Raw genomic sequence first — 12,843 nt, forward strand, 5'->3', positions numbered from 1 at the left:
TCACCGCATCACCAGGCCGCCATCGATAACGATGGTTTGACCCACAATGTAGCTGGAGGCAGTGGAGCCCAGATAAACGACGGTATTGGCAACCTCGTCGCATTTGCCCAGACGACGCAATGGAATAGAAGCCGTTACGCCACGCACCACCGTGCGGGATACTTTTTTCACCATTTTGGATTCAATCATCCCCGGCGCGATGGCATTTACGCGCACGCCATACGGCGCCAGTTCAGCCGCCAGCGTGCGGGTGAATCCCAGGATTGCGCCCTTCGACGCGCTGTAGTTCGCCTGCCCGACGCTTGGGATAATGGCCGCAATGGAGGCCACATTGATGATGGCCGGGTGTTCTGCGGAGCGCAGCAGCATTAAAGCCTCTTTCGTCAGACGGAAAATGCTGAACAGGTTGGTGTCTACCACCTGGCTGAAATCATCAAAGCTCATCGAGGCAAACAGGCTGTCTTTCACAATCCCGGCGTTGTTAACCAGCACATCCAGCTTGCCTGCTTCCTCGGTCAGGCGTGAACAGAGTGCAGTGACACTCTGCGCATCGGCGAGATCGCACTGAATTACGGTGAGCTTGCTTCCTGCCGGATGCGTTTCTTTCAGTTCCGTTAATTGCGTGGCATTGGATTTATACAGCGCATAAACATCGCAATTCTGGTCAAGAAATTTAGCGCAGATCGCCAGGCCAATATCACCACTGGCGCCGGTGACCAGAACCGTCTTTTCCTTAAGATCATTATATTGATACATAATATTCACAATTAGTTAGGTTAATAAAGTATGACAACGGCTGTCGCATAGTGCTGACAATGCGAAATACTGAGCGAGGCATTCGCCATCTGCTTTTCAATAAGCAGCTCTTTGACTCGCCCAGAGAAAATCAGATGGGGACAACCCAATTCGTCATGGTTTATTTCAATATCCTTAAAGGTGATGCCGTCGCGATATCCACAGCCAAGCGCCTTAACGACCGCCTCTTTTGCCGCCCAGAAACCTGATGCGCGCTCATAGTTAGGATCTTCCCGGTTAATTTTTATATTTTCTTGCGGGGTAAAGACGCGCTGTAAAAAATCGCTTTGCCAGTTTGTTATCGCTCGCTGTATGCGCGAAACTTCCACAATGTCCGTGCCGATACGCATATATCATGCTTCCCTTTCAAAGCTGATAAGAAAGATTCAGATTAAAATTAAATTTATTCACGTCCATGCTGCCAGGATATTTAACCGGCATGGAGACTGATGAATCGTACGCTAGGCTTTTCACACTTCCCTGAATACCCAGGGTGCTGCCGACGATAATCTCTTCGCCATAGACACTGTCCCGTCTTATATGACCGGCATCTACGCCAACATAATAATTTGCGTTCATTCCTCGCACCGGGCGATAAAATGTATTTTGCAGGTAGTACCCGCTGTTCCCGGTCAGGCCAACGCTGTTTTCAAACCCGCGCACGCTCCAGCGATCGCCCATCGTCATTTGATCCTGCAGCGTCAGCTCACGCGGTGCGTATTGCGCCAAAAAAAAAGCGCTATAGGCGGTTTGAGAAAATTGTCGGGTATAGCGACTTTCCACATTCACCAGCTGACTGACGGGACTGACATTGCCATACACCATATCCGGCGTTTTTTCAGCGCCGAACCAGGTGACAAAACGCTGCCAGGATACCGTTGAATCCCAGTGTGCATTTGCCAGCTGCTGCGTGTAATTCACGCCAAACCTGACGTTATCCATGTCACGCTTCTGTAAAACAAGTTCCTCGCCATTAAGGGTATAACTGGCTTTTCGACGGATCAGCTCGGCATTCCCCGTCACCTTCCGGCTTTTATCCCGGTAGACCGTGCGCGTCGCCTTAATGCTCCCGTAGTCACTCTTACCGGCGTAATCCACCGTGGTGTAATAGAGCGGTATCGCCTGACGCGACTTGCTGCTGCTATAAAACAGCGAATAGTTCCAGTAGCCTACCGGCAAGGCATAGTAACCACTTACACTCTGATACTGACCCGTCGTGCTCTTCGTTCCGGCGAGATAAAACAGATCGCTAAACCGGGCGATGTTATAGAGATAGCCCACCACAGAGGTCAGGTGTTCTCCTGTCGCTTTATCGCCCCAGTTGTTATAGCTCGCCCGCACGCTCCACTGTTTTTCCCGGTTGGTGCTGATGCGAATGGTGCTATACCCGTGCTTCGTACCCGGCTCGATATTGATCTTCACATCCACGCCGGGTTCTTGCTGCAGGTTTTCCAGACCCTGCTCGATATCGCGAATATTAAGGATGTCCTCTTTCGCAAACGGCAGCATCCATGGATTAATATCATTATGCTCGACAATAATTTTTTCTATCTTCCCCGCATTGACGTCAAGCTTCAGCGTACCAGACGAAATATTCTGCGAAGGGATCGTAATGCGGGTCGTGATGTAACCGGCATCGATATAAAAATCCTGTAACGCGGCGGCAATTTTCACCACACCGATGCTGCCCACGCAGCGTCCGACGATCTCTTTTTTTATCGCCTTTTCGGTTTTACGTTTCAAAAAATCATTATCAAGAACAAGTGCTTTAAGGGTAAAACAGTTTTTCTCCTCAGGTAATTTATCCAGTCTAAATACTTTACGTTCGGTGCTGGAGAAAACATCCTGCCGATACACCTTGTGTTCTTTGAAAGTATTTAGATCTGCATTTTGCTGCTGTTTAATCAGGGCATTAATATCGTCAACTGCAAACGCTTGAGACGACATTACCAGCAATGACAGTAAAAATTTAAATCGCAGTTCCATTCACTTTCTCAGAAAAAAAGGCAGCAGGGTCTCGTGCTGACTTTGCGCTATCAGACAATAGCTGCTGCCTTTTGTTACACTTTTAGATTACATACCAACAATCGTGCCGGTATTGGTCACTTTATTGGTAATCAGTTCCATACCGTATAAGCCACCAAATACTGCATCCTGACCGCTGTTTGTCACGTTATTCGCCGTGACACCCGCAACGCCATACGTCAGCATATTGAGGTAGTTATAGATATTCCCTGCTGTTTTCACAGACAGCGTATAATCGCTCACAATATTACCGCGGTTGTTAATGTCGGCACCGGCATTAATCACGATATTCTGTGCAAGGATATTGCCGTTGGCATTATTGGTAACATGACGCTGAGTATCAATTTTCGCGCTGGCCACACCCACGATGTCTTTAAAGTTCTCAACACCGTTCAGGGCATTAATCGCCAGAGCGTTACCTGAAGAGATTGCATTGCGGTTAGTCAGTGCACCTTTCAGGATAGTGAAGTTCAGATCGCCTTTACCGCTGATCCAACCGTAGTTGGTGACGTTGTTATCAACCGTCAGATTGAGATTCTTATCTGACGCGATAACGCCGGTCGCCGTGTTGCTCTCCATGCTGCCATCGCTGTAGTTGTTCAGCGTACCCGCAGTGATATCCAGGTTGCCTGCACTGTAGGTGGTGGCATAGTTGTTATAGAACGTACCGGCCGCTTTGATGATGGCGTCAGCGCCGCTCACCAGCATCGCGCGGGTGTTGTCCAGCGTCCCTTTAGACAGCACGCTCAGCGCACCGTTATCAGCGATGATGCTACTGTTGTTGTTGTAGACGTTTTGACCGGAAACAGCGACACCTTCACGGCCAATCATGCCACCCACATCGCCCGTCACACCGAAGGTTTCGCCATGATTACGTACGAAGTTGTTACCGTCACGGTTTTCAACATTCCCTGCCGCGTTCACGGAGAGCTTTTTGTCCGCCACGATCATGGCAGTGTTGTTGTAAACCGCACCTTTTGACTCGACGGTGACATTCTTACCGGCAATCAGACCGTTGTTGTTATCAACGGTGTTGGCAGCCAGTGTGATATCCCCCGTCTGAGAAAGGACGGAACCACGGTTGCTGTCGAAATACCCCGTCAGCGCCAGATCGATATTGCCGTAAGCGGCAACCCGACCGTAGTCGTTGTTCAGACGGTTCGCTTTCAGCGCAATATCGCTACCGGACAGGAGCTGACCATAGTAGTTATCTACGGTGCCACCCGCATTGATAGTGATATCGCCAGTCTCAGAGCTGATTTCGCCGCGGCTGTTGCTCACATTCCCGGCCGCTGTCAGCGTGACATCACCCACCGCTTTGATTTTGCGCGAGCCGTTATCAATGTTATTGGCACTTAAGGCAATGTCACCATAGCTGATCATATTCAGATCGTTATAGATATTGCCTTTAGCGCTCATCGCCAGGCTGCTGTCAGCCACGATATTGCCACGGTTGTTAATATCATAGACCGCAGAGATCGTGACCTTATCACCCACCATATTGCTGTTGGAGTTGTTGGTTACACCACGCTGGCTGTTCACCACCAGATGCTCGCCCGCGGCGATATCTTTCAGGTTTTCAACCCCGGTCTGTGCAGACACGGTCAGAGACTTCTCAGCGGAGAGCGTATTACGGTTAGTTAAAGAACCGTTCAGAATATTGAGAATGGCATCACCGAGGCTGCTGATCCAGCCATAGTTGGTGAAGCTGTTCTTCACATTCATGGTCAGTTTTTTATCTGCCGCGATAACGCCAGTCGCGTTGTTATCTTCCAGCGCACCGTTGCTGTAGTTGCTCACGCTGTTCGCATCAATCAGCAGGTCGCCCACGCTGTAGATGGTTGCGTAGTTGTTAGTCAGGGTGCTTCCCGCTTTGATGGAGGCATCCCCGCCGCTGACCAGCAACGAACGCGCGTTATCAATGCTGCCTCGTGCCTGCATTGTAAGCGGGCCATTTTCAGCAATGATGCGGCTTTCGCCGTTATAGATATAGTTCCCGGACAGCGAGACGCCTTCTTTACCAACCATACCGCCGTTCTGCTGCGGCATGCCGAAGTAGGTTCCAAATGCGGATCCGAAATCGGTACCGTAACGGTTTTCGATGTTATCGCCTGCAGTGACGCTCAATACCTTACTGGCAACGATGAACGCGGTGTTGTTGTTCACCCCTGCGTTGGCATTAATGGTGACGTTTTGTCCCATAATGAAGCCACCGCGGTTGTTCAGGGCATTCGATGCCAGGGCAACATCCCCTTCTTCAGAGCTGAAGACGCCGATGTAGTTGGTGATGTTTCCACCCACTGCGGCACTCACACCGGTACGACCCGCAACACCGCCGTTGTCGTTACGCATAGAGGCCGCTTTGGCAATAACCTTGCTGTTTGAGTTCAGTTTGCCCGAGTAGTTATCAATCGCGCCGGCACTTTCAAGGGAGATATCGCCGTTTGACGCCATCTGCCCACCGTTGTTATTGATGCTGTTCGCGGCAATCTGCACGCCCTTCTCAGCGATAATGCCTAACGAGTCATTGCTGGCCGTGTCGGCGGTTTTGGTCGCGCCGTTGTTAATCGTACCTTTCGCGGCAATCTTGGTGAAACCGCCCGCAGAACGGATCATGCCCCGGTTGTTATCGACGTTACCGCCGCTCACCACGTTCACATCGCCAAGGGAGTCGACTAAACCGCTGTTGTTGTTCACAGCAGCAGATTCAAGACCCACATACCCGCCCTTGATCTGGCCGTTGCTGTTATTCAGGGTACCGGTTTTTAACGCCACGATACCGGCTTCAATACCGACAGTATTTCCTTTACCGTAGTTGGTTAAGGTGTTGCCGTTGGTATCCGCAGCCAGCATGCCTGCCGCCGCCATTTTGCCGTTGGTGTTATCGATGGCGCCGCTATTGACATAGAGGTCTCCCATTGTCGAAATGTTGCCTGAACGGCTGTTGTTGAGGCTGTTTTTATTGGTGTCCAGCGCGATGGTACCCACAGAGGTAATATCCCCGGTGACGTTGCTCAGTGCGCCGTTGGTTTTAATATTGATCTGACCAGAGGACTCAATGCGCGCAGTGTTGTTCAGCAGCTGACCGTTAGCGTCAATATTTACGCCGTTGATGCCACCCGCAATAATGCCCTGGTTACGCACGCCGACACCGCTTTCGGTGCTGACGAGGTTAATCTTATTGGCATACATACCGCCCAGCGCAGCAACGTCAATGCTGTTGGCATTACGCGTTCCGGCTGCGGCTACTGAACCGGTCACCTGACCTGCAGCGTTAACGTAGTTATTACCGGCGACAACGTTCAGCTCGTTAGCTGTGACTTTATCGGTCACGACAACATTGCGAGACAAAATTTCCGTCGGGCTGGCGTTATTCAGTTTACCCAGCGTAATGGTACCACCGTTAACAGAATAACCGGCTAACTGATCGTTCTGAATATCCGGCGTACCGGTTGTCAGGGTCAGTTTACTGGTGTTAATGGCGCCGCCACCGTTAACGGTAATACCGTTCGGGTTAGCAATTATTAAATCGGCTTTATCGCCGGCCACTTCCATCATGCCGTTAATTGCAGAGGCATTTTTAGACGTGACTTCGTTCAGGATGACTTTCGCCGTCCCGGACGTCAGATTGCTGTTCCCCTGAATCTTACCCGCCAGAACGGTATTTGATTCAGTCATGCTGTTATTGAAGATAAGCCCATTCTTATCAACGTTTAAGTTGTCATACACATTATGAGAAAGCCCCTTATCGTTGGCTTTATTAATGTTAATGACAGGCACATTCCCGGCAGTATAAACCACGCCGTTCTTGATGTTGATCGCTGCTGAGTGCGCAACAATTGGCAGAGCGAGTAGCACAGAAGCGGCAACAGGATGCCACTTCAACTCTAGTTGAAAGACTTTATTTTTATTACTATTCATTTAATCGACTCTTTATTTCGGAATCATTACATTTTTTCAAAAATATAACATCACCACTCTAAATCACTACTTCATATCCGTTGATTACTGTTTATCCCCCCTTGTGGTTCCCTGATGGTTCATTAATTTAGATTTTAAGAGCATTCCTTGGTATTAATTCTGGCATTTTTATCTGGAATTGGCATTCAGACTGCATTACATAACGGGAACTTTTAACCAGGAACAAGTCCACAGGCATTAGGAATATTACACATTCCCTGCCTGTCAAGACTTATTCCTTAAAAGAAGAGAGATGAATTACTCCTGGTATGAATAATCGCCATAGCTATAGGCGGCCGAAGCGCGTTTTTCAACGCCGTTGAATATGACCCCCTGGATGGCGATCCCGTTTTGATTGAATCGACGCAGCCCCGCTTCCACCTCCTGGATCGAGTTCTGTTCGAACCTGACGACCATCAGAGATGTTGAGGCAAATCGGCCAATAATCGCGGCATCCGTAACGCTCAGAATAGGCGGCGTATCGAGAATAATGACATCGTATTGCGCTGAACAGGCGGCAACGAGTGCCTGGAATTTCTCCGTCATAAACAGCTCGGCGGGGTTATTGACCATTCTTCCCCGGCCAATAAAATCGACGCCCTGGTACTCTGTCTCTTCTATCACCTGGGACACCGCCACATTCGCTGAGAGATAATCAGCAAGCCCGACATGGCCTTCCGCCTGCGAGAAGATGCTGTGCAAATATCCCCTTCTCAGATCGCAATCAATCAGCAGCACCCGTGAACCGGCCTGCGCCATCAGCACCGCCAGGTTTGAACTGACGAAGGATTTACCCACCCCCGGAGAGGTGCCTGAAATCATTAATATTTTATTTTCTGACTTCAGCATGGCGAAATGAAGGCTGGTCCGCAGCCCTCTTATCGCCTCGACCGCCAGCGAGGTTGGCGACGATTTCACTAACAGCTCATCAGACTGATAGGTGGTAATCGCCCGGCAGCGTCTGCTCTTTGTCAGTTCAGGTGCCAGCGGTACGACGGCGTGGACAGGGATGCCCCGTTTTTCCAGCTCCGCGGGTTGTTTGATCCCTTTAATTAACATGTTGCGTAGCAGAATCACGCCGGAGGCGAACAGGAAGCCCAACAGCGCCGACAGGATGACAATCAACGTTTTTTTCGGTTTAATCGGCTTATGCTGCGTAACGGCATTGTCAATAATGCGAACATTGCCCAGCGTGCTGGCCTTATTGATATTGAGTTCATGCTGCTTATTCAACAGCACCATATAGATATCATTTCCCATCTGCACATCACGGGTCATGCTCAAAATTTCTTGCTGAGTCCGCGGCATCGTACTGATACGTTGATTGAGCTTCTCTTTCTCTTCCTGCAGTACCGCACGTTTTTCTGACAGCGCTTTATAAGCCGGATGCGAACGTTTATAGAGCTTTGAAATTTCAGCTTCTTTAAAGGTTAATTCATTCAGTTGGGTATCAATGGACACCACATTGTCTAAAATGAATTTCGCTTCAAGGGATAAATCCACCGACTCATTATTCTTTCTGAAATCATTGAGTTTCGTTTCTGCCGTCACCAGATTGTTTTTGATTTGCAGTAATTGTTCGTTAACAAAGGCCAGACTCTTGCTGGCCTCTTCTGACTTACGCTCAACGTCCTGGGCAAGATAATTGTGGCTGATCGTTTCAAGGATTTTGCTGATCATCACCGGATCGGTGCCGGTCATGCTCAGATGCAGCATCCCATTGCCACCGGATTTTCCATCCACGACGATATTGTTTTTGATCTCATCAATTACCGAATATTCATTGTGCTTACGTAAAATGAACACGGTGTCCTGGGTCAGTTCGGCACGTTCAATCATAAAATCAATGCCGTGCGCGTGAAGAGGGACACCCACTTTACCGTGCAAAACGGCCTCGCCGACCTGCAGGGTGTACTCACCCGCAGCAGTTATCGTCAGGATCAACGCTTCGTTCAGGAACTCCTCGGGGACAGTTAAAATTGCAACCTCAATGTTACCCGTGGATTTGCCAAACAGGCGCAGGAGCAGGGTATTCGCAAACGGATAGCGTTTTTCAGTCACGGAGATATCCAGCCCCAGATCGCGCACGGTTTTACCGATCACCATTCGCGATTTAATTAACGAAATTTCAGATTCTGAAGCGACCCCGGAGCCTTCAGGTAGCATCGTAGAGAGCTTATTCAACAGCCCCGTAGATGCATTTCTCTCAACCTGAATTAACGCATCACTTTTATAGACCGGCGCTAAGGTGTAAGCAATAACGATGCCGAAAGCGATAAACAGTAATGTCGTCGCCGCTATCCAGACCTTACTGTAATATAAGACTTTGAGGAGTTGAACGATGTCAATATCCTCCTGCCGCGGAACATTATCGGTTTGCGAATTGCTAAACTGTTTGTCAAACATGCTCTAATCAGCCCTGATTATTTAACCTGCTGGAAAACCTTGACCCATTCTTCGGCAGCGGAAAAAAGTTGTTTAAAAATAACACCTGAGATATCTCGACCCCGACGATAAGGATCAGGAATTTCCATTTGCTGGAGCCAATACCCGAATAAAAATGTCTTTCCCCGGGCTTCCATTGCCAGGCGGGTCACGGCTTCAATATGGTTTTGCTCCATGGCCAGAATCAAATCATATTCACGACACATCAGCGGTGTAAGTTGTTTGGCACAATGACCCTCTAATGAAAGGCCATGCTCGCGGGCAGTGTCTACCATGACGGGATCTGCCGCTTCCCCCGTTAACGCAGCAATCCCGGCGGAATCCACGATCATATTGGGCAAGCGAGAACGCAAAATGCGTTCCCCCACCGGGGAACGACAAATATTGCCTGTGCAGACGACAAGAATGGACTGATACCTGCCATTCATATTAATTACTCCAGTTTCTGATGAAGCGCGTCGTTTCAGTCAGGCTGTAGACACCACTAATGGTTGGCATTAATTGATTAATGACTCTGTTCCAGCGCGCAATCGGTGCGGTCGTCACATACACAATATCGTACGGCTTGAGCCTGAATTCGGTGCCAAGCACCAGCGCCGTCGCATCCCTGGCATCAAGCTGATAAATATTTGCCTGTTTTCCTTTTGACGCATCCGGTTTGTTTTCCGAACGGATCACAAAAATACCGCTGGCATCACTGGTTAATTGATTCATGCCCTCCGCATTACCCAACGCTTCGGTCAGCGTCATGCCTGAGCGATCCATTTTCATGGTGGTTTGCTTCACCACATCGCCCATAACAAAGACTTTTAAATCATCATTACGCGGGATATACAGAATATCGCCGGAATAGAGCAACTTGTTTTGCTGCAGATCGCCATACTGCATAAGCGCTTGCAGCGAGATGATTGATTTTTTACCCCCCTGGGTTAAAACAGCATTCCCCCAGTCTGCGTTTTCAGTCAGCCCACCCGCCAGATTAACCGCATCAATGATGGTCAATGGAACGTTAGTGATGGGCTGCTGCCCGGACTGATTAACTTCACCAGAGACATACACTTTCTGAGAGCGAAACGCGGCAATCCCCACATCGACCTGTGGGGACTCAATGTATTTCGCCAGGTGTTCGGTAATCAGCTCTCTGACTTCAGTGACTGTTTTATCCTTAACATGGATTTTCCCGATGTACGGATAAAAAATAGTGCCGTCTGAATGGACCCAGTTTCCCGTATCGCTGGCGCTACGATACTGGCCAGACGGGGTGGTAAGCTCAGGATGTTCCCACACCGTGACCATAATGATGTCACCAACCCCAATACGGTACTCATACGCTTCGAGTCGTTTATTCAGCTCCGCATTGGCGTGGGCGACCACGACGTTTTCACGTAATTTCTCAATCAGTGCCGGCGTAACGGGGTAAACATTCACCTTCACGTCATTAATATTATCGGGGTCGGGCGTTTCGACAACCGTTTTTCCGTCGGTATCAATATGGCTTCCGGGGGTTATCTGACACCCTGCCAGTAAAAATAGCGTGGTGAAAATAAACAGAGCTGGCAGTTTTCTCATACTTTTCTTTATGCCATTTCGGTGAAATGACATTTCCTTATAATTAATCAATCACCCATGATGGTGCAGAGAGAATGAAGCGTGGCATTCCACAATTGATTAAATGATAAACCTTAAAAGTATGCATGTCCTGTAGACGTGGAGTAATCCTAACCCCTGACATCTCTTTCTTATCATTAATATAGAAAGCCGTCCAATCATCAGGCACGTAAACAATTCCCATTTGTGCGGGGACTATTCTCACATATTAACCCTGAGACATCGTGTAAAATGAAAATATATACATACCGTATCATAAGATCGTTAGCATGCAAATCTTACACCAAAAAGAGGCGTGCAGAATACATTAACCAAAGGGATAAAAATGGATACGTCGCGGGTCATATTATCAAGATGTCATTTCAGCAACATCGGATTGCGCCATTTACTTTCCAATACGTTCAAAAAAGAAGAGATTCTCTCTTTTTATAATCAGCACCATTTACACGACTGGGTAAAAGGTATGAAAAAAGATAGTTTTTTTACCTTGTACCTGGTGCTTCCTGACTCTATTTATAGCAACATCATCTACTTTCAGTGGCTTATCTCACTAAAACAGAAAACAAACCTCCACGCCATTGAAGAGATCATCATCGCTTACCACTCGGATATCTTTCCGGAGCTTTTCGCCTGCATCTGCTCGCATTACAAACATCGTCTCGTGAATATCAATAATCTGACCAACGATGAAATTGTCAGGAAAATGCATACCCAGCGTCACCCCAGCAAAAGCGTGATCGTCAAAAAACATATCGAACTGACGCATATGGAGTTCTGTGTCCTGAAGTTAATGATCTCAGGCTACACGATTGACGACATCAGTACCTTATATAACATCAAGCCAAAAACCACCTATACCTACAGCAACAGCATAATGAAACAGTTGGGGTTTAACTCTTTAAAGAAAATCTATTCCTGCGGCGAAATCATTAAATCCTCGATTGACCATGACATAATCAGAGAAAAGAAAAAGTACTACAGCATTGCCCACATTAAGATGTACGAACCACAAACTGCTTAAACCCTCACCGCCTCTAACACGTCACCCGTGTCTCCATAACACCGTCAAATTATTCACAAAAAAAATACGGAAAGCGTCTCCGCAATCCGTATTTTTGTATCGATGCTGACTTAGTGGCTTTTCACTAAAATTTCTACGCGACGGCTATTGACGTTACATCCTGCCGCTTGCTGGCTGGCAGAGGTACCGCAGCCTTCAGCGCTTTGTGCTATTCCTTTGCCCGTCGTGTTATTGATCAGCTCCGGTTTAATCCCTTTCTCGATCAGCAATGAACGAACGGTATCGGCACGTGCTTCAGACAGGCGCTGGTTAGCCTCACGGCTACCAATTGCGTCGGTATAACCCACAATCTGGATCTCACTGACGTTATTCGCCTTTTTGGTAAATTTCACCACCTCGTCCAGCTTATTGCGGGATTCAGCAAAAATCCCTGCCGCATTACTTGCCGCAAAGCGGAACAGGACTTGCTCCTGAATAAGCACCACACCGCTGTTATTAACGTAATCACAGGTTTTTACCTGCGATGCACGGTTAATAATTTTGGTCTGTTTATGCATTTTACTCAACAGGGCTTCAGCCTTAGAACGCTCTTCCAGGGCCGCCGTATTTCCTGCCGTACCTGGATTAACCTGAATAAAATAGGTTTGCGCACTTTCGGCATTGAGCTGTTGCAGAGGATTTTGTTTCCCCTGATAAGCAGGGTGATCGTTGAACCAGGACTCCACCGCATGCGTGCCTGGCGCGGCGCACAGGACGGTAAATTGCCCCGGCAGCAGTACCGACTGCAGCTCGCGGTCGACGTAGATCGTCGCGGGTACGCTCCCCTCAGGGTAATAAACCACAATTTGTGCCTGTTCCGGTGTCACATCTGCGACCGGGCGGTAGGGCTGTGGTGCCGTCTTCCCTGAAGCGGTTTTGACGTCTGCCGGTATATCGATGACGTGCTTCACTCGTTCTGCTGAATATGCAGTGCTGGATATCAATACGCT

General features: G+C 48.5%; 9 protein-coding genes. 1 reads left to right on the plus strand and 8 read right to left on the minus strand.

What is annotated here, in order from left to right:
- The 7 genes from NQ842_RS19740 to NQ842_RS19770 all read right to left on the minus strand — a co-directional run bounded on the left by NQ842_RS19740 (nt 1) and on the right by NQ842_RS19770 (nt 10,794).
- Nucleotides 1-756 (minus strand): SDR family NAD(P)-dependent oxidoreductase, encoded by a 756-nt coding sequence (locus NQ842_RS19740; protein ID WP_047360748.1) that lies wholly within the window; start codon nt 754-756, stop codon nt 1-3.
- Nucleotides 757-776: 20 nt separating this feature from the next.
- The gene (gene acpS / locus NQ842_RS19745; protein WP_014830751.1) at nt 777-1,145 is read right to left on the minus strand and encodes a holo-ACP synthase; all 369 of its coding nucleotides are present in this window, start codon (nt 1,143-1,145) and stop codon (nt 777-779) included.
- A gap of 16 nt (nt 1,146-1,161) precedes the next feature.
- Complete coding sequence (locus NQ842_RS19750) at nt 1,162-2,538, minus strand: ShlB/FhaC/HecB family hemolysin secretion/activation protein (protein ID WP_257256235.1); 1,377 nt, start codon at nt 2,536-2,538, stop codon at nt 1,162-1,164.
- A 330-nt stretch (nt 2,539-2,868) separates the two neighbouring features.
- Nucleotides 2,869-6,741 (minus strand): filamentous hemagglutinin N-terminal domain-containing protein, encoded by a 3,873-nt coding sequence (locus NQ842_RS19755; RefSeq protein WP_257256236.1) that lies wholly within the window; start codon nt 6,739-6,741, stop codon nt 2,869-2,871.
- Between the two features lie 297 nt (nt 6,742-7,038).
- The gene (locus tag NQ842_RS19760; RefSeq protein WP_257256237.1) at nt 7,039-9,186 is read right to left on the minus strand and encodes a polysaccharide biosynthesis tyrosine autokinase; all 2,148 of its coding nucleotides are present in this window, start codon (nt 9,184-9,186) and stop codon (nt 7,039-7,041) included.
- Between the two features lie 17 nt (nt 9,187-9,203).
- Nucleotides 9,204-9,653, minus strand: a complete 450-nt coding sequence (locus NQ842_RS19765; protein WP_257256238.1) for a protein tyrosine phosphatase — start codon at nt 9,651-9,653, stop codon at nt 9,204-9,206.
- A gap of 1 nt (nt 9,654) precedes the next feature.
- Nucleotides 9,655-10,794 (minus strand): polysaccharide export protein, encoded by a 1,140-nt coding sequence (locus NQ842_RS19770; protein ID WP_014830746.1) that lies wholly within the window; start codon nt 10,792-10,794, stop codon nt 9,655-9,657.
- A 364-nt stretch (nt 10,795-11,158) separates the two neighbouring features.
- Between NQ842_RS19770 and NQ842_RS19775 the strand changes: the two genes are divergently transcribed.
- A complete protein-coding gene (locus NQ842_RS19775; protein ID WP_043951568.1) occupies nt 11,159-11,854 on the plus strand; it encodes a LuxR C-terminal-related transcriptional regulator in 696 nt (231 codons plus the stop codon).
- A gap of 110 nt (nt 11,855-11,964) precedes the next feature.
- Here NQ842_RS19775 and NQ842_RS19780 read toward each other — a convergent pair whose 3' ends face one another.
- Complete coding sequence (locus tag NQ842_RS19780; RefSeq protein ID WP_303245924.1) at nt 11,965-12,804, minus strand: OmpA family protein; 840 nt, start codon at nt 12,802-12,804, stop codon at nt 11,965-11,967.
- Nucleotides 12,805-12,843 lie beyond the last annotated feature (39 nt).

Origin of the sequence: Enterobacter cloacae complex sp. R_G8 (assembly GCF_024599795.1) — a bacterium.
In the GTDB taxonomy this organism is placed as follows: Bacteria; Pseudomonadota; Gammaproteobacteria; order Enterobacterales; family Enterobacteriaceae; genus Enterobacter; species Enterobacter dissolvens.

Coding starts and splice junctions, on each gene's coding strand:
- NQ842_RS19740 (WP_047360748.1), bottom strand. CDS start 756: ATGTATCAATATAATGATCTTAAGGAAAAGACGGTTCTGGTCACCGGC.
- NQ842_RS19770 (WP_014830746.1), bottom strand. CDS start 10,794: ATGAGAAAACTGCCAGCTCTGTTTATTTTCACCACGCTATTTTTACTG.
- NQ842_RS19755 (WP_257256236.1), bottom strand. CDS start 6,741: ATGAATAGTAATAAAAATAAAGTCTTTCAACTAGAGTTGAAGTGGCAT.
- NQ842_RS19775 (WP_043951568.1), top strand. CDS start 11,159: ATGGATACGTCGCGGGTCATATTATCAAGATGTCATTTCAGCAACATC.
- acpS (WP_014830751.1), bottom strand. CDS start 1,145: ATGCGTATCGGCACGGACATTGTGGAAGTTTCGCGCATACAGCGAGCG.
- NQ842_RS19760 (WP_257256237.1), bottom strand. CDS start 9,186: ATGTTTGACAAACAGTTTAGCAATTCGCAAACCGATAATGTTCCGCGG.
- NQ842_RS19765 (WP_257256238.1), bottom strand. CDS start 9,653: ATGAATGGCAGGTATCAGTCCATTCTTGTCGTCTGCACAGGCAATATT.